At 33.6% G+C, this 17595-nt stretch carries 17 protein-coding genes; 13 read left to right on the top strand and 4 right to left on the bottom strand.

All coding sequences use genetic code 11. From position 1 onward, the window contains the following. Positions 1 to 28: 28 nt before the first annotated feature. On the top strand, positions 29 to 1345 hold the full coding sequence (locus GSY47_RS02865; protein WP_179006217.1) for an OmpA family protein: 1317 nt from the start codon (positions 29 to 31) through the stop codon (positions 1343 to 1345). A gap of 83 nt (positions 1346 to 1428) precedes the next feature. Here the strand turns inward: GSY47_RS02865 and GSY47_RS02860 are convergent, their stop codons facing one another. Next, positions 1429 to 2256, bottom strand: coding sequence for a hypothetical protein (locus GSY47_RS02860; protein WP_179006215.1), 828 nt, complete (start codon positions 2254 to 2256; stop codon positions 1429 to 1431). 233 nt (positions 2257 to 2489) lie between these two features. Here GSY47_RS02860 and nadA point away from each other — a divergent pair, with 233 nt between their 5' ends. From nadA to GSY47_RS02815, 9 genes are all read left to right on the top strand, one after another. Further along, complete coding sequence (gene nadA / locus GSY47_RS02855) at positions 2490 to 3422, top strand: quinolinate synthase NadA (protein ID WP_179006213.1); 933 nt, start codon at positions 2490 to 2492, stop codon at positions 3420 to 3422. Between the two features lie 31 nt (positions 3423 to 3453). Beyond that, positions 3454 to 4965, top strand: a complete 1512-nt coding sequence (gene nadB, locus GSY47_RS02850) for an L-aspartate oxidase (RefSeq protein ID WP_179006211.1) — start codon at positions 3454 to 3456, stop codon at positions 4963 to 4965. Positions 4966 to 4987: 22 nt separating this feature from the next. After that, positions 4988 to 5719: an iron-sulfur cluster repair di-iron protein gene (ric, locus tag GSY47_RS02845; protein ID WP_179006209.1), complete on the top strand. Its 732-nt coding sequence runs from the start codon at positions 4988 to 4990 to the stop codon at positions 5717 to 5719. Positions 5720 to 5733: 14 nt separating this feature from the next. Beyond that, entirely contained in the window at positions 5734 to 7857 is a 2124-nt protein-coding gene (locus tag GSY47_RS02840; protein ID WP_179006207.1) for a ribonucleoside triphosphate reductase, read from the top strand. Further along, positions 7838 to 8005 (top strand): anaerobic ribonucleoside-triphosphate reductase, encoded by a 168-nt coding sequence (gene nrdD / locus GSY47_RS26340; protein ID WP_143102124.1) that lies wholly within the window; start codon positions 7838 to 7840, stop codon positions 8003 to 8005. The genes GSY47_RS02840 and nrdD overlap by 20 nt, the downstream gene beginning before the upstream one ends. Then, entirely contained in the window at positions 7959 to 8675 is a 717-nt protein-coding gene (locus tag GSY47_RS02830) for an anaerobic ribonucleoside-triphosphate reductase activating protein (protein WP_179006205.1), read from the top strand. The genes nrdD and GSY47_RS02830 overlap by 47 nt, the downstream gene beginning before the upstream one ends. Positions 8676 to 8703: 28 nt before the next feature. Further along, complete coding sequence (locus GSY47_RS02825) at positions 8704 to 9150, top strand: copper resistance protein CopD (protein ID WP_179006203.1); 447 nt, start codon at positions 8704 to 8706, stop codon at positions 9148 to 9150. Between the two features lie 215 nt (positions 9151 to 9365). Next, entirely contained in the window at positions 9366 to 10352 is a 987-nt protein-coding gene (locus GSY47_RS02820; RefSeq protein WP_179006201.1) for a hypothetical protein, read from the top strand. 4 nt (positions 10353 to 10356) lie between these two features. Then, complete coding sequence (locus GSY47_RS02815) at positions 10357 to 11013, top strand: hypothetical protein (RefSeq protein ID WP_179006199.1); 657 nt, start codon at positions 10357 to 10359, stop codon at positions 11011 to 11013. A 318-nt stretch (positions 11014 to 11331) separates the two neighbouring features. On the opposite strand, the gene GSY47_RS02810 is transcribed toward GSY47_RS02815, so the two are convergent. From GSY47_RS02810 to GSY47_RS02800, 3 genes are read right to left on the bottom strand one after another with little or no spacing between them, the layout of a single operon-like run. Then, the gene (locus tag GSY47_RS02810) at positions 11332 to 11697 is read right to left on the bottom strand and encodes an immunity protein Imm33 domain-containing protein (RefSeq protein ID WP_218651438.1); all 366 of its coding nucleotides are present in this window, start codon (positions 11695 to 11697) and stop codon (positions 11332 to 11334) included. 11 nt (positions 11698 to 11708) lie between these two features. After that, positions 11709 to 12404 carry a LytR/AlgR family response regulator transcription factor gene (locus tag GSY47_RS02805; protein WP_179006197.1) on the bottom strand — a complete coding sequence of 232 codons (696 nt, stop codon included), beginning with the start codon at positions 12402 to 12404 and terminating at the stop codon, positions 11709 to 11711. Next, the gene (locus GSY47_RS02800; protein ID WP_246611245.1) at positions 12401 to 13240 is read right to left on the bottom strand and encodes a sensor histidine kinase; all 840 of its coding nucleotides are present in this window, start codon (positions 13238 to 13240) and stop codon (positions 12401 to 12403) included. Before GSY47_RS02800 ends, GSY47_RS02805 begins: the two co-directional genes overlap by 4 nt. Before the next feature lie 288 nt (positions 13241 to 13528). Here GSY47_RS02800 and GSY47_RS02795 point away from each other — a divergent pair, with 288 nt between their 5' ends. From GSY47_RS02795 to GSY47_RS02785, 3 genes are all read left to right on the top strand, one after another. After that, positions 13529 to 15952 (top strand): outer membrane beta-barrel family protein, encoded by a 2424-nt coding sequence (locus GSY47_RS02795; RefSeq protein ID WP_246611244.1) that lies wholly within the window; start codon positions 13529 to 13531, stop codon positions 15950 to 15952. A gap of 167 nt (positions 15953 to 16119) precedes the next feature. Further along, complete coding sequence (locus GSY47_RS02790) at positions 16120 to 16707, top strand: TetR/AcrR family transcriptional regulator (protein ID WP_179006192.1); 588 nt, start codon at positions 16120 to 16122, stop codon at positions 16705 to 16707. A gap of 69 nt (positions 16708 to 16776) precedes the next feature. Next, positions 16777 to 17586 (top strand): SDR family NAD(P)-dependent oxidoreductase, encoded by an 810-nt coding sequence (locus tag GSY47_RS02785; protein WP_179006190.1) that lies wholly within the window; start codon positions 16777 to 16779, stop codon positions 17584 to 17586. Positions 17587 to 17595 lie beyond the last annotated feature (9 nt).

The raw sequence follows: 17595 nt of genomic DNA, 5'->3' as shown, positions 1-17595 counted from the left end.
AAATGAGATTTAATTTAAAATGAAAAAGATGAAAATTAAAATCACCATAGCATTACTCATTTTGTTTAATGTCACGATAAAATCCCAGGAACTTAATGTTAAAATAAACGGAGGACCTTCGGGAATTTTATACGACAGCACCATCGGAAACGGCACGCTAAAATTTGGAGGAGGAATTGGCGTAGGATATACCTACTTCTTCAGTAAAAATTGGGGAATCTCTACAGGAATTGATGTAATGTACAATCAGAATAGTTTCAAACTTAATGATGGAAATACTATCAATAGTTATGAAGTAGACGACCAGACTTCTGCATTTGAATATCGCGTGACATCTTCCAAATACAAAGAAGAACAGCATTTTATTTCAGCTGCGATTCCGCTTCTTATGCAGTATAGAACTGCTTTTGCTTCCAACACGCAGTGGTATCTTGGATTTGGAGGGAAAATATTGTTTCCAGGAAAACAGACTGTAAAAGCTTCAGCTGATCAATTACAGCTTAGCGGTTATTATCCAGATTTAAATTTATTAATTGATGATCTGCCGTCTCATGGTTTTGGGCAGGTAAACAATTGGAAAGACGAAACAAAAACAAGTTTAGATCCATCATTTTTATTAAGCTTAGAAACAGGTCTTACTTTTAAAATCAAAGAAAAAACACAGCTTTATACGGGAGTTTATGTGGATTACGGTTTAACCAACTTAGCCAAAGAAACTCCAGATCTTAATATTGTGGCTTATGATCCAAATGGAATTGATAATACTCAGGCAAACGGCACAATCGGGAATAAAAGAATCGTTCAGGATACTCGTTATCTATCAGCAGGAGTTCAGCTTAAATTAGGTTTTTCTTTAGCTAAAGATAAACCGCAGCCTGTCCAACAGAAAACAGAAACTGTAACTCAGAAAGAAGATGTGCCAGTTCAAGAACCGCCTGTTCAGCAAAAAGTAGTTGAAACAGTTCCTGTCAAAACTGAATTGACCACAGAAGAACGAAATTATATCGAGAAAAAACCGCTGGCTTTTCAGGAAGTTGGAAACACCAGTGTAACACCCGAACTGGCTTCCAGATTAGACGAAATTGCTAAAATTTTAAAATCAAACCAAGATACAGATTTAAATATTACAGGCTATACCTGTGATATTGGAACCAAAGAACGCAATCTTGAAATCGGAATGCAAAGAGCTCAGGCTGTAGCCGATTATTTAAAGAATAAAGGAATCCAATCCAATCGTATACATCTGTTCTCAAAAGGAGAAAGTGAACCACTCGTTCCAAACACTCCTGCAGAAAATAAACCGCTCAACAGAAGAGTTTCCCTAATCTTAGTTGACGGAAAATAACCCTAACACTTCCAAATGTAAAAGCCTGAAAATAGAGATCTTCTCTTTCTCAGGCTTTTTTTTAATGACGAAAATAGGTCTAATTAAATTTTATAAACAATTTTTCTTTCGGTAATTATCGTTTCAGACCCACTTAAGTTTTTCTTAATCCAGTTTCCTTTTTTATCGTACTCATAAGTAACCTCTTCGGTATCCAACACATTATTATTACTGTCTAAATTTGTAATTTTTGTAATATCGTTATTTAAATTATATTCAAATTCTTTTCCATTACCTGATGTTCTGCCATTCCAATATTCCAGATACGAAGTTTTAGACAATAACCCTTTATTATTATAAGAATTAACGGTTTTACTATAAAGCTCATTTCTTATAAAAGAATCTTCTTCAAGTACTTTTCCGTTTAGATCTTCAATTCTGACGTATTTCTTTTCTTCGGTTTTATCCTCTTTTAGCTCATATTTAGTATAGCTTATTAAATTCCCTTTTTTAGCCACTTCAGTTCTGTAAATAGTTGGCGATGAAGCATAACTAAGACTATTGACTTCTCCATTTTTATCATACTTGTATTCAAAAAATTTATCCTTATCAAAAACTTCTTCAGAATCATATTCCTGTACTTTTGAAAGCTGCCCTAAAGCATTGTATTCTTTTCTCTTTTTTGAATAAAACCGGCCATTTACAACGCATTTTTCTTCCGTAATAAATCCTTCCTTATTAAAGACATAAAAATTATTTTCCTTGCGAGAATTAAAACTTCCGCCATCAGAAACTGTTGGCGTTTTCTCTTCCAAAATTGTGATTGAAGAAATTTCTCCTTTCAAATTCATTTTCTTTAAATCGTTTACTTTTTTTTGACTGAAAGAGATTTGTGTTATTAAAACTAAACCCAGAAGTAATTTTAGATCCATAGTATATAAGCGTTTTTTTTTTTAGATGCTTCTTCTTAAAGCTTCCTGATCAAATATATTCATTTTTTCCAACCTTAATAAAAAAAAGTCCCCCACCGCGTAATATAACAAAATAAAAATTTAACAGTATGATTTGAATCATGTTTTGAAAGAAATGATGATAATACATTTACCCTATTAAAATTATATGCTTAAACGCACTTCCAAACCAACATTTTATTAGGATTATAAAAATGGACAAGAACTTTCTAATACAAGAAATAACCCGATTGAAACAGGAAAAAAATGCTGTTATTCTGGCTCATTATTATCAGGATGAGGACGTACAGGAAATAGCAGATTTTATTGGAGACAGTCTTGAATTGGCTAAAAAAGCACAAAATACAAATGCAGACATCATTGTATTTGCGGGAGTTCATTTTATGGCAGAAACGGCCAAAATTTTAAATCCAGATAAAAAAGTGTTGCTGCCAGATTGGGAAGCTGGATGTTCTTTAGCAGATGGCTGTGACCCGAAAGATTTCAGCGAATTCAAAAAACAATATCCTGATCATGTAGTGGTTACTTATATTAATTGCTCTGCCGAAATAAAAGCCATGAGCGATTTGGTCTGCACTTCGGCGAATGCCAAAAAAATAATAGAATCGATATCCGAAGAACATAAAATCATTTTTGCTCCAGATGAAAATTTAGGTAATTATCTTCAAAAGGAAACCAAACGTGACCTCGTCTTATGGAAAGGCTCGTGCGTGGTACATGAAGCCTTTTCATTGGACAAACTAATCGAATTATACAACAAAAATCCGACTGCAAAAATCGCAGCGCATCCAGAGTCAGAAAGTCATATTTTAAAAGCAGCGCATTTCATCGGCTCGACATCGGGTATTATTAATTTCATTAAAACGGATCCTGCTGCCGTTTACATTGTGGCTACAGAAGCCGGTATCCTGCATGAGCTTTCAAAAGCTGTACCGAACAAGACGCTGATTCCGGCTCCTTCCACAGAAGATAACAGCTGTGCCTGCAGTGAATGCGCTTTCATGAAAATGAATACGTTGGAAAAACTGTATTTGTGTCTTAAAAATGAAAGTCCAGAAATGCTGGTAACAGAAGAACTGAGAATTGAAGCCTTAAAACCAATTGAAAAAATGCTTCAATTATCTTAAAAAAATTGCAATAACTCTAAATCAAAATAACATGCTTACAACAGATATATTAATCATCGGTTCAGGTATTTCGGGATTATTTTTCGCCATGAAAACGGCTCAAAAACGCCCAGATTTATCCATTGTTATAATGACTAAGGAAGCAGCCAGAAATACTAATACACAGCTTGCACAAGGCGGTATTGCGGTGGTGACAGATCTTATAAAAGATAGTTTTAACAAACATATACATGATACGCTTCGTTCTGGAGGCGGACTTTGCGATAGAGACATCGTTAATATGGTCATTACGCAAGCTCCAGAAAGGCTTAAAGAATTAATCGAAATTGGAACTTCATTTGACAAAGATGAAAAAGGGCGATGGAATTTAGGGCTGGAAGGCGGGCATTCACAACATAGAATATTACATCATAAAGACAGTTCCGGATTGGAAATTGAGCGTAAACTGCTCAAAATAATCAAGAAAATGCCAAACATAGAAATTTGGGAAAATCATATGGTTATTGACTTGAATACCGAAACCAAGAAAAATAAAACAACTTGCACCGGAGCTTTCTTTTATGATAAAAAACATAATAGAATAAAATACATCAGAACCAGAACCACTGTTTTAAGCACAGGCGGATGCGGGCAGCTATTTGAAAACACAACCAATCCTAAAATTGCTACTGGCGATGGACTTGCGATGGCAGCACGTGCAGGAGCAGAAATCGCAGATATGCAGTATATACAGTTTCATCCAACAGCTTTATATGCGAGTAAAGAGAATCCATTGTTTTTAATCTCTGAAGCCGTAAGAGGTTTTGGTGCACATATTGTAAACGAAGATGGAAAAAGATTCTTATTTAAATATGATATTCGAGGTGAACTGGCGACACGAGATATGGTATCGAATGCCATCAGCAAAGAACTTCTATTGAGCGGAAAAGATCATGTTTACCTGGATTGCAGGCATTTAAACAAAGCTGAATTCTACTCTAATTTTCCAATTATTGCAGCACATTGCAATGAATTTGGAATACAACCTGAAAAAGATTTAATCCCAGTTGTTCCTGCGGCGCATTACCAATGTGGCGGTATCAAAGTAGATCAAAATGGAGCAACCGCAATTCCAAATCTATATGCTATTGGTGAATGTGCTAGAACGGGACTTCATGGTAAAAACCGCTTGGCTTCCAATTCACTTTTAGAAGCTTTAGTATTTGCACATCAAGCTTCGGATAATGTTGACAGAACGATTGCTGGATTTCTATTTTCAAACAGAATCTTAATTCCAAAGTTTCCAAAAGCACATCAAGTTGATGATTATCTAGCTTTTGAAATACTAAAAAAAGAATTACAAAAACTCGTTACAGCTTTTTATACCAGCGAAGAACGAGATGCCGATTTGGCTTTTGAAAAAATAAAAGAGCTTCATAATTACTCCGTGTCACTTACACAAACACACGAAATTACCATTCCGTTTATAGAATTTTCAAATATGATTGCGGTGTCTTTAATTATTGTTAAACAATGCAAAGCGTCGAACAAAGAAATGTGCTGAAACCAATAAATCCCCCACTAATATGAAACTAACAAATAAAATCACGATTGGCGAAATTGTAGCAGATGATTTTAGAACAGCAGCAATTTTCACAAAATACCACATCGATTTTTGCTGTAAAGGATATCGAACCATTGAGGAAGTCTGTAAAAAAAGAGACATTGAGCAAAATGAACTTATCGAACATATCGAAAAAGCCAGAAACAGTTCTGCCAACCAGTCCTTTGATTACAAATCATGGCCGGCAGATATGATTGCAGATTATATTACCAAAACGCATCATCGATATATTGAAGAAAAAGCGCCGATTATTATTCAATACCTAACCAAATTGTGCGGTGTTCACGGTGCGATTCATCCAGAACTGCATGAAATTCATACGATTTTCTCAAAGTCTGCTTTGGATTTAACGGCTCATATGAAAAGGGAAGAATTGGTAGTTTTTCCTTTCATTAAAAAAATGAAAGCAGCTCAGAATAAAGGAACTTCGTTTGACTTACCACCATTTTTCAGTATCGAAAATCCAATTATTTCATTAAGAGAAGATCATATTACCGAAGGACAACGTTTTAAAAGAATTGCCGCTTTAACCAACAATTATACGCCTCCTGTTGAATCTTGTACAACCTACAAAGCTGCTTTTGCCATGCTCGAAGAATTTGATAAAGATTTGAAAAAACACATTCACATGGAGAATAATATTTTATTCCCAAAAGCCATTGAACTCGAAAAAACTTTTGAAAAAGTGTCCTAAATTAAGAATAAACCATGGAAAAATACGTCATTAAACGCAATGGAGATTATAAACCTTTTGAGGCTTATAAAATTCATGATGCGATTCAAAAAGCTTTTCAAAGTGTCAATAAAACTTTTGATAAAAAAATCTATAAAATTGTCCTTTCAGGTCTTGAGGTAAAGTATTCGTGGCCTGTAGAAGAAATTCAGGACATGATCGAAAGAGTACTTTTTGAAAATGGCTATTTCCAAACCATGCGTTCGTTTATCATCTATCGACATACCAGAAAATTACAGCGGGAACATGTTAACGGTTTAAACGATGACACTACCTATATAGACAGCACACAAACTGTTGAGGAATACATCAACCAGTCAGATTGGCGAATTAATGCCAATGCGAATATTTCGTATTCAAACGCAGGACTTGTGAGTAATACCGCGGGAAAAGTAATCGCCAATTATTGGCTGGATAAAATATATAATAAAGAAGAAGGATCTGCTCATAGGAATGGCGACATACATATCCATGATTTGGATTGTCTTACCGGATACTGCGCTGGGTGGAGCCTGCGCGTGCTCTTGAACGAAGGATTTAACGGCGTGCGCGGCCGTGTCGAGAGCAGACCTCCTTCTCATTTTAGAGAAGCATTGGGACAAATGGCTAATTTCTTAGGAATTTTGCAAAGCGAATGGGCAGGCGCTCAGGCTTTCAGTTCTTTTGATACTTACCTAGCTCCTTATGTTTTTAAAGATCAGCTTACCTATGATGAGGTTTTAAAAGCCGTTAGAAGTTTTGTTTATAATCTGAATGTTCCAGCACGCTGGGGTCAGTCGCCTTTTACCAATATTACTTTGGACTGGAATGTACCTGAAGATTTAAAAGAACAAATTCCGACGAAAAATGATCTGCATTTGTTTTTGAATGTTACGGATCAAAATCTGATTCACGTAGCTCAAAAAAGAGGTGTTTCTAAATTAGAAAATCTAAAATATGCTGATTTTCAAACAGAAATGAATCTCATAAATAAAGCATATTATACCATTATGACTGAAGGTGACGCCAACGGACAGCCGTTTACCTTCCCTATTCCAACAGTTAATATCACAGAAGATTTTGACTGGAATGGCGAAAATGTTGATTTGTTGTTTGAAAACACGGCTAAAATTGGTTCTTCTTATTTTCAGAATTTCATTGGTAGCCAATATCTTTTGGATGATAACGGAAACCGAATTGAAAATCCTGACGCTTATAAACCAAACGCTGTAAGAAGTATGTGCTGTAGATTACAACTCGACTTAAGGGAATTATTAAAACGTGGCAACGGACTTTTTGGAAGTGCAGAAATGACGGGAAGCATTGGAGTTGTCACTATAAATATGGCACGTTTGGGTTATTTGCACAAAGGAAATATCATCAATTTATTTTCACACTTGGATGAATTGCTGGCCATTGCAAAATCGACTTTAGAGAAAAAAAGGAAGTTTATTCAAGAAATGTATGATCGTGGTTTATATCCTTATACGCAGCGTTACTTAAAGCATTTTAAGAATCACTTTTCGACCATTGGCGTAAACGGAATGAACGAAATGGTAATTAATTTCACGGAAGGAAAACAGAATATAACCAACAATTCAGGAATTCATTTTGCCACCGAAATTCTAGATTACATCCGATTGCGAATGAAAGAATTTCAGGAAGAAACGGGAAATCTGTATAATCTCGAAGCGACACCAGCCGAAGGAACAACCTATCGTTTTGCAAAAGAAGACAAGAAACGTTTTCCAGAGATTCTGCAAGCGGGACACGACAAGAACATTTATTATACTAATAGTTCTCAAATTCCGGTAGATTATACCGAAGATCCTTTTGAAGCCTTATTGCTTCAGGATGAATTACAATGCAAATATACTGGTGGTACAGTTTTGCATCTTTATATGAGAGAAAAAATAAGCAGTCCTGAAGCCTGTAAAAACTTTGTCAAAAAGGTTTTAACCAACTTTAAACTGCCTTATATAACCGTAACTCCCGTTTTCAGTATTTGCCCTGTTCACGGGTATTTAAACGGAGAACACGAATACTGTCCAAAATGCGATGAAGAATTACTTCATGCCAACAACCAAAAACACTTAGCTTATGAAAACAAAAACGCATAAAATATTAGCCGAGAACAACAGTAAAAGAAGCAAATGTCTTGTTTACACGCGAGTAATGGGTTATCACAGACCCGTAGAAAGTTTTAACATAGGAAAAAAAGGTGAACACCAACAGCGTACACATTTCGAAGAAGCAATTATCTACTAAAGGAATATTTAGCCTCACGCCTTTTACTTTATTAGATTATCCGCATAAAACAGCCTGCATTGTGTGGTTTGCGGGCTGTAACATGCGGTGTTTATACTGCTATAATCCTGAAATTGTTTTGGGAAAAGGAAAAATGGATTTTGACTCCATCCTTTCTTTCCTTAAAACCCGAAAAAGACTATTGGATGGCGTGGTATTAAGCGGCGGAGAGTGTACGCTTTCTAAAAATATCATTTCTTTTATCAAAGAAATCAAAACAATGGGATTTGCCGTTAAAATTGACACCAACGGCTCTAACCCTAAAGTACTGAACAGCCTGATTCATGATCAATTAATTGATTATGTCGCGTTAGATTATAAAAGTCTTCCTCATACCTTTAAAAAAATAACGCAGTCAGGCTTATTTTCTCCATTTGAAGAAAGTCTGAAACTTTTAATTCAGTCCAATATTCCGTTTGAAATTCGGACTACTTTTCATTCTTCCTTAATTACGGAAACCGATTTTGTTCAAATGATCGAATACCTCGAAACACAAAATTTTGAAGGCAATTATTATGTGCAGCATTTTATGAATAATGTGCCAACGCTTTCAAAATTAAATGATTCCCATAAAGAAATAAGATTAAAGAATTATTCTACCTCAAAAATAAAAGTTGTTTTTAGGGAATGATTTCTATCGAAAAATTTAATAGTCAACTATGACTTTACATCATTTTATATTAACCATTCATCTTTTGGCCGCGACAGTTTGGGTTGGCGGTCATTTGCTTTTAAGCATCAGTTATCTTCCAAAAGCTTTAAAGAAAAAAGACCCGAAAATTATTCTAAATTTTGAAAAGAAATTTGAAGCACTCGGAATGTCTTCTTTAGCTTTATTGATTGTAACAGGAATCTGGATGGCATACGATTTTGGAGTTACTATCGAAACCTGGTTTGATTTTTCAGGTGGTTTTGAAACTGTGATTTCAACCAAACTAGTTTTGCTTTTCTGTACTTTTGTTTGTGCTATTTGTGCACAACTTTATTTTATTCCCAATCTTGATAAATACAATATCAAGATAATGGCATTTATTATTTTAACCGTTACTTTAATTGGAGTTGCGATGCTGGTTTTGGGATCTACGCTGCGTTATGGTGGGATTTGATTTCTTTTTACTTCTTTTAAAAATATACTTTTTGCGTTCACAAATAAGACATTTGTATTAGTGAATGAATAATTAAAAACACATAAAATTAATAAAGGCTTGTAGGTAAAGGATTAAATATTCTGTAAATTTGATTAATGTCGATTTGTAAAAAGCATTTTGAATGTTATTTACAAAACATTAATCGATCTGTAATTTTATAAATACCACAAAGAATGAAAAAATATTTTTTTGCATCATTTTGGACCGTTTATATGCTCTTTTTTGCAATCCCATTTCCGATGCTGCTGTACTATAATATCAACAATGAATTCGATATAAGGGCTTTAAATGATAAAAATCCGTGGATGGCGCTAGGTATATTAGCATTCTCAATTATACTTTGGACAATACTATCATTTGGATATTTTAAAAGATGGATAGTACAAATTTTTATTACTAAGAAGAATTTAGAAGCAATAAAAGAGAATGGAGTGCGCAGGGAAGCAAAAATTATAAACGCCAGAATCATTTCAAAACAAAATGCTAAATTCAATACATACGAACTTGATTTGTTGTTTAAAAACCTTTCTGATACCGAAATCACCCATAAAACAATCATTACAGACAGCAAACCTCATGAACGTCGTTTTGAAACAGGGAAAAAACTAAATTTATTACTCAATAAAAATACTAAACAACTGCCCTATTTTATTATATCAACCACTCAAGCGAAACTCAATAATGTGAATTTGATTTTAAGGATATTGGGCTGGTTAATTACTGTAATTTCAGTAATAGGCTATTATTTTTATTCTTATAAAACAGAAAGTCAGGGTATGGGATGGCGCTTTATAAGTTTTGGACATCCTCTCATAATCTGCCCAATGGTACTTTTATTTTATCGTTTTATTTTGAGATTCATCATTAATAAATTTACAGGTCTGAATCCCGATTCTGTTTTAATTAAATTTAAAGGAATAAAAACTCCGGCAAGATTAATTAAAGTCAGCCAAACCGGAACTTATATTAATGAACAGCCTATGATGCGTTTTGAACTGGAATACACAGATAATCAGCATCGCATTCATAAAAATACTCTAAAGAAAGTCATTGGATTACTTGACCTTGATATTGCCAAACAAAAAGAAATTGATATTTTTTATTTACCTGAAAATCCTACACAAATTGCCTTTGCAAGCGATTTAGATAATATAGCCTAATCATATGAAAAAATTAATAACATTATTCTTTTGCAGTTTACTATTTCTAAGCTGCAATCAAATCTCTAAAAGTATCGACGAAACATTTAAGACTAATGATTCGCCAATAAACAGAACAGATCACAAGCCTGTTGATATTCAAAAAACACAAACAAATACACAGCAAAAAGAGCTTAGAGAAAATTCCGAACATCATTTTTTATCGGATGTTGACGGACTCAAAAAAGCAGAAGAAGAACTTAGAAAACTGCCTCAATACAACGGAAAGGAGATTTTTATTTATTCTCTTGTATATTTTTATGATGATGGAAGAATAAATATTAAGCTTCAGCATCCAGAAAATCCCAAATATATTGATTCTTATGAGTATAAAGATAATCGATGGTCAGAACCGAAACCGATTCAGCTTTCTATCAGAGATAATATTCAGGATCAATTAATATCCCTTAATAAGATTGACTTTGCGAATGCTGCCAAAGTAAGTGCTGTTTTAAACCAAAAATCAGAGCATATAGAAGGCGCTAAAGCTCCTGAAAGTATTTATATTTCTATTCGGAAAAATCAAATATACTGGTATCCGACTAATATTAATGGAAGCCGTGAAAGGTATTCTATACAATTTAATGACGATGGAACATTAAAAAGTTTTGAACAGGATTAAGATAAAACGCGCTTTTTAATATGTTCCGATCCTACGGATCTTTTTTAAATGGGATTTACATTTATGTAACCGGATTAAAATCCGGCCCTACAATATTTTTCGAGCCTATGGCTCTTTTTTCATTATTTCAAATAATTACATAACTACTCGTAGAATTCCGTTAGGAATGAAAAATATTGTAGCAACTCCCGATAGCTATCGGGATTAATCCGTTGAAAGAAACACGGTCTTGATAGAAGTTCCGTAGGAACGATACATTTCAAAAGCAGGTTTTCATTTTTTTTTTTAATAAAACTTTACGTTCACATTAACAAAGGGTCACATTCCCAACAACGACAAATCCTCCCAAACATCAACATAATTACCATTTTCTGCAATTAAAAATCTGCTTCCGGGTGCTAATCCTAAATAAGGCAAAAGCAACGGACAAATTTCCTCTAAGTGAGACGCATGCAAAGGCTTAAAAAAATCATCAGCTTCAGAATAATCGCCGGCATAAATATACCATCCGTTTGTACCATTTTCAGTGCGAAGTCTTGATCCGTAAATTGGCATTTCGTACTTATTCTCAATTATATTTAATGAAATTCCAATTTTTAAATTTAGATCACAAGGTTCAAAATTTAAACCGTATTTATCGCAGATTTCTCTTTGGATTTCAATTAATTCATTATTTGCTTTCATCTAATTATTTATTAATTCAACCACTCACTAACCAACTTCCTGTATGTCTCACCAATCGGCAAAGCATTCCCGCTTTTCATGACAATCTGATTTCCATCAATAACTTTAATTTTGTCTTTTGGAATAATATATGAACGATGAATTCGAATAAACTGACTCGGGAGTTTTTCCAGAATATCTTTCATATTCTCCAATGCCATAATTTTTTCATCGTTGGTATGAATTCGGATGTAATCTCTTAAACCTTCAATATATAAAATATCGTTTAAAGCTATTTTATAGTGTTTTCGGTCTGCTTTTACGAAGAGATAATCATTATCCGGTTTTTCATTAACCTGAAAAGTTTCCTGCCAGCGAATGAACTTTTCTACACTTTGATAAAATCGGTTAAACGTAGTTGGTTTTAGTAAATAATCAATCACATGAAACTGAAAAGCTTCCAGAGCATATTGCGGATAAGCCGATGTAATAATAAAATTGTATTTCTGATTGAACATCTGCATCAACTCAATTCCCGTTAATTGTGGCATCTGAATGTCAATAAAAATCAAATCTACCGATTCTGTATTCAGAACTTCGATTGCTTTAAATACATCGCTGTCTGCATATAAAACATTCAATCTTGGAACTTTAGAAGCATAATCGGCAATTAGTTTTACAGCAAAAGGTTCGTCGTCGAGAATAATGCAGTTTATTTTTTTATTCATTTTAAATCTATTTCGAGTTCGGCTGTAAAATGGTTTTCTTCTTCTGTGATTTTCAGTTGGTGTTTTTCAGGATAATGAATCTCCAGACGCTTTTGTAAATTGTCCAAGCCTATTCCGCCCAAACTATCTTTTTTCTGTGTTCCAATTGTGTTTTTTACTTTGAAAGTTAGTTTTCTTGATAAGACTTTCAGGTCAATTTCGATTGGTTCATTATTTGAAACCGCTCCGTGTTTTAAAGCATTTTCTACCAAAGGCGATAAAATATAAGGCGGAATTTCCTCCAACTCGTTTTCCAATTCCAGCTTCAAATCCACAACAACATTTTCCTGATGCCTTAATTCTTCGAGTTCAATATACGCTTTTATATAATCAACTTCGTCCGAAAGTCTGATCTTTTCTTTCTGTGATTCATAAGTCGTAAAACGCATAATCTGACTCAGTTTATCAATTGCAGTCAAGGATTTATCTGACTGAAAATAAACCATGGAGTAAATGTTATTTAAAGTATTAAATACAAAGTGCGGATTAATCTGTGCTTTCAAAAATTTGATTTCGGTATTTTTATTCTCTTCCAAAATAAGCTGGTTGTATTCCAAAAGCCGAATCGAATAAATCACAAACCAGAGAAACGAACTAAGGATAATTGTCATACTGCTGTATTGCATATTATCGAGCATATAATTCAGAAAATTAATATCGGTATAATTTACTTTATCAAATAAAACTTTGGTTATGACTTGTTCCGAAAGAAATCTGAGAAAAGTAAAAACCAGATAAGAAACAAAAACTCCCATCAATAATCTTTTCCAGTTAAAAGCTTTAAAAACTTTTTTCATTACAATCAGATAATGAAAATAAAATGTCAGAACAAAGACAATAAAATAGGTCCAAAGAAATAAACCGGGTGTAGAAAAATGTGCACCAATCGGATTTTTCACGAAAGTGAAATAAAAAATTAGAACCCAATAAATAAGATGAATGAAGCATTCGAGCTTTTTGGTAATAGTGCCTTTATACATTTGGTATATTTTTAAAACAAAGATATACATTCAGTAAAAAGCTTTTTTACGGGTTTGCAGATTAATCAGCGGGGTTTGTCGATAAAAGTGGTATTTCGGTTTTAATTGGAACAGTTTTGTCCTGTAATTAAATTCAAAACCATAAACAGAATCATTTTTATTACCGTTTTATTTCTATTTCAAATTAACGGCATTGCTCAACAATTTTCTATAAAAGGAAAAATTATTAATCAGAATAAAACACCTTTGGAATTTGCAACGGCAACTTTACTTCAAGCCGACAAAAAATTATACCAGCAAGCTTCTACAGATAGTTTAGGCAATTTTGCATTGAAAGCCGAAAAAGGAAATTATGTATTGATAATAGAACAATTTGGAACTGAATTTAGGAATAAAGAAATAAGCGTAAATCAAGATCAGGATTTAGGAATAATCGAAGTGAAAGAACAGATTCAGCTGGAAGGTGTAACGGTAAAATCCAGAAAAAAACTTGTAGAACAAAAAGTGGACAGACTGGTTTTTAATGTGGAAAATTCTGTTACTGCAACCGGAGGAACAGCTTTAGATGCTTTAAAATCTACACCAACAGTTAGAGTGCAAAACGAAACCATTTCTATTGTTGGTAAAGGAGAAGTTCTGGTGATGATTGACGATCGTTTAAACAAAATGACGCAGGAAGATTTAACCGCATTTTTAAAATCAATTCCTGCAGATAATATTAAAAGCATTGAAGTGATTACGACTCCGCCCGCAAAATACGAAGCCGAAGGAAACAGCGGATTAATTAATATTAAACTGAAAACTGCTAAAGCCAATTCTTGGAATGCCAATCTTGGAACTTCATTCGTGCAAAGAAGTTACGCCAGCGGCAATGTAAACGGATTATTTATTTACAATTACAACAAACTTTCTTTGCAGGCTTCTGTCAATAAAGGAAAAGACCAGCTTAGAACTACTTCTGATAACCGAATTTATTATACGAATGAATTGTGGAAGCAGAACATTAAAACAAAATCTGAAACCGATTTATTAAGCATCGGATTGGGTTTTGATTACAAACTAACTGAAAAATGGACCACCGGAATTAAGTATTTAGGAAGTTTTAATGACAGAAAATCGGCAAATAATCCATTAACGACTCGTTACAATACTTCGGGAGAAATCAATTCTTATATTTTATCTGATGTAAAATCGCAAAACAAACCACAAATGAATTCCGTAAACTGGAACAATTCTTTTAATCTGGACAGCAATGGCAAAAACATAACTGTTGATTTGGATTATTTCAACTATCAAAAAAAGGATTCCAGAGTATTTTCAGGAAATGAAATGAACGCTGAAAAAGAAAATATAGACGGAACTTACTTTTCTGCTATTAATTCGAATGTCAATCAACTGAAGAATTATTCCGCGAAAATTGATATAACACTTCCCTATTCTTTCGCCAACATTAGTTTTGGTGGAAAAGGATTTTATACGAACACCAAAAATGATTTGAATGTTTTTGATAATGAAACTGGAACTCCGGTTTTAAATACAACTTACTCTAACATTTTTACTTATAAAGAATACAATCAAGCTTTGTACTTTTCAGCAGGCAAAAAGCTAAATGAAAAATGGGAAACACAAATTGGTTTAAGAGCCGAAGCCACACAAACAGAAGGTTTTTCAGAGAATCTGAACCAAACGAACAAAAACAATTATGTAAAGCTTTTTCCAACCGCTTATTTGACTTATACGGCCAATGACAACAATTCTTATTCTTTAAACTACAGCCGAAGAATCCGCAGACCTGATTTTGATTATTTGAATCCGTTTGTGATTAGAACAAGTCCATATTATTATTCAGAAGGAAATCCGTTTTTGAAACCGTCAATAATTGATAATTTAGAGTTTTCGTACATTCACAATCAAAAATGGGTCAATAACATCTATTTCTCTCAGGTTTCAGATTTCGGACAAGAACTGGCGATTATCGATCCTGAAACAAACATCACTAAAAGTACACCAATTAATTATGCCAATACATATCAAATTGGTCTTTCAACATATTATAATTTCAATAAATTCAGCTGGTGGAATAGTTTTATGGGCTTTAACCTGAATTACCAAAACGTAAAATCGAAAACCAATCTTATTGCGTCTGTAGATGGTTACAACGGTTATATTTACAGTAATAATGATTTTACGGTAAATAATTCAAAAACAGTATTTCTTGGTTTGAACTACGGTTTACAACTGCCGGGACGTTATCAGGTTTTTAATATTTCGACTTTAAATATTCTGGACATTTCGGTTAAACTTTTAGCTTTAAAAAAGAATCTTTCAATCACGCTAACCGGCGAAGATTTACTAAATGCACAAAAACCATTAATTTCTTATTACTCCAACGGAATTAAAAATACTATGAAAAATTACGCAGATTCAAGAGGTTTTAGAATTGCTTTAAGCTATAAGTTTGGTAATGAAAATGTGAAATCGAAAGAAAGAGATTTTGGAAATGAAGAGGAAAGGAATCGTGCGAATTGATAAATTTCAAAAATAATTATAAAATTAAACAGCTTAAATTCTCTTTATTTTAAAGGATTTTTGAGCTGTTTGCTCTTTTATCGAACAATTCTAAATGAAATAAATCAATAAATAATTGCATATATGACCAATCGGTCATATATTTGTATCATAAAATACAATTCACCATGACAAAAGGGGAAGAAACCAAACAATTTATTATAGAAAAAGCCGCTCCCATTTTTAATACAAAAGGAATTGCAGCAACCTCTATGAGCGATATTATGGAGGCAACCAAATTGTCTAAAGGAAGTATGTATGTCCATTTTGAAAATAAAGATGTTCTGGCCTCTGCTGCTGTAGATCATAATATGAAAATATTGAGTTCTAAACTTGAGGCAGAACTCAGACAGGGAAAAACTGCCGAAGAACAGCTTATTGCTTACATTGATTTTTTTAGCAATCCATTAAATCCACCCGTTATTGGAGGATGTCCATTATTAAATTTTGGGACTGAAGCTGACGATACTAATCCAATTGTAAAAGAAAAAGTAAACGCGACGATCAAACGCGGTCAGCAATTATTAACATCCATCATAGAAAAAGGTATTGCAGACAAAGAATTTGACCCAAACTGGGATGCAGCAGAATTTGCAGCTGTGCTTTTTGCTTCTCTTGAAGGTGGACATTTAATGGCTAGAATGTCCGGCAACAACGATAAAATGAAAACCATAACAACAGCACTCAAAAAAAATATAGCTGCAAAAAAGCTGTAATTTTTTTTACCATAAAAATGACCGATTGGTCATGTTTAAAAATAATTCATAATTTAAAAAACAAATACAATGTCAAAAACAATTTTAATTACAGGAGCATCAAAAGGATTTGGAAGAACTTGGACAGAAGCCTTTTTAGCTAAAGGTTATAATGTTGCAGCAACGGCACGAAATGTAGACACTTTAAACGACCTTAAAGAAAAATATGGAAATGCGATTTTACCTTTAAAATTAGACGTTAACAATCGTGAAGAATCACTAGAGGTCGTTCAAAAAGTCAAAAATCATTTTGGAACCATAGATGTTTTAATCAACAATGCAGGTTACGCACTTACAGGTGCTGTTGAAGAAGCGAGCGAAAAAGAAGCACGAGAACAATTTGAAACCAATTTCTTTGGAACTTTATGGTTAACACAAGCCGTTCTTCCAATAATGAGAGTGCAAAAAAGTGGTCACATTATTCAGGTTTCTTCTATTTTAGGATTAGCGACTTTACCAGCTACAATGGGACTATACAGCGCTTCAAAGTTTGCGATTGAAGGATTAAGTGAAACCTTGGCATCAGAAGTAAAACAATTCGGAATCAATGTTACTTTATTAGAACCAAACGGTTATGCATCAAACATTTGGCATACAGGAATTTCTAGTGAAAATATACCAGCTTATGACGAAATTAAAAAAGCATTAGCAGAAAGAGAAAACATATTTGGCAAAGTTGAAGCGACTGCTCCTATTGTTGTAAAATTAGTAGAAAACGAAAATCCTCCTTTACGATTACTTCTTGGAAAAGTGGCTTTACCATTTGTAAAACAAAGCTATGAACAAAGACTTGAAAGCTGGGAAAAATGGAATGCTGTTTCGGTAGAAGCACATGGATAATTAACATCT

This window comes from Flavobacterium quisquiliarum, assembly GCF_019308285.1.
Lineage (GTDB): Bacteria > Bacteroidota > Bacteroidia > Flavobacteriales > Flavobacteriaceae > Flavobacterium > Flavobacterium quisquiliarum.
Note: the sequence above shows the minus strand (reverse complement) of the source record. Positions and strands in the feature narration are given on the sequence as shown.

What these genes read in the sequence shown, in the direction of transcription:
- GSY47_RS02865 (WP_179006217.1), top strand. Translation starts at nt 29, where the DNA reads ATGAAAATTAAAATCACCATAGCATTACTCATTTTGTTTAATGTCACG.
- GSY47_RS02860 (WP_179006215.1), bottom strand. Translation starts at nt 2,256, where the DNA reads ATGGATCTAAAATTACTTCTGGGTTTAGTTTTAATAACACAAATCTCT.
- nadA (WP_179006213.1), top strand. Translation starts at nt 2,490, where the DNA reads ATGGACAAGAACTTTCTAATACAAGAAATAACCCGATTGAAACAGGAA.
- nadB (WP_179006211.1), top strand. Translation starts at nt 3,454, where the DNA reads ATGCTTACAACAGATATATTAATCATCGGTTCAGGTATTTCGGGATTA.
- ric (WP_179006209.1), top strand. Translation starts at nt 4,988, where the DNA reads ATGAAACTAACAAATAAAATCACGATTGGCGAAATTGTAGCAGATGAT.
- GSY47_RS02840 (WP_179006207.1), top strand. Translation starts at nt 5,734, where the DNA reads ATGGAAAAATACGTCATTAAACGCAATGGAGATTATAAACCTTTTGAG.
- nrdD (WP_143102124.1), top strand. Translation starts at nt 7,838, where the DNA reads ATGAAAACAAAAACGCATAAAATATTAGCCGAGAACAACAGTAAAAGA.
- GSY47_RS02825 (WP_179006203.1), top strand. Translation starts at nt 8,704, where the DNA reads ATGACTTTACATCATTTTATATTAACCATTCATCTTTTGGCCGCGACA.
- GSY47_RS02820 (WP_179006201.1), top strand. Translation starts at nt 9,366, where the DNA reads ATGAAAAAATATTTTTTTGCATCATTTTGGACCGTTTATATGCTCTTT.
- GSY47_RS02815 (WP_179006199.1), top strand. Translation starts at nt 10,357, where the DNA reads ATGAAAAAATTAATAACATTATTCTTTTGCAGTTTACTATTTCTAAGC.
- GSY47_RS02810 (WP_218651438.1), bottom strand. Translation starts at nt 11,697, where the DNA reads ATGAAAGCAAATAATGAATTAATTGAAATCCAAAGAGAAATCTGCGAT.
- GSY47_RS02805 (WP_179006197.1), bottom strand. Translation starts at nt 12,404, where the DNA reads ATGAATAAAAAAATAAACTGCATTATTCTCGACGACGAACCTTTTGCT.
- GSY47_RS02800 (WP_246611245.1), bottom strand. Translation starts at nt 13,240, where the DNA reads ATGAAAAAAGTTTTTAAAGCTTTTAACTGGAAAAGATTATTGATGGGA.
- GSY47_RS02790 (WP_179006192.1), top strand. Translation starts at nt 16,120, where the DNA reads ATGACAAAAGGGGAAGAAACCAAACAATTTATTATAGAAAAAGCCGCT.
- GSY47_RS02785 (WP_179006190.1), top strand. Translation starts at nt 16,777, where the DNA reads ATGTCAAAAACAATTTTAATTACAGGAGCATCAAAAGGATTTGGAAGA.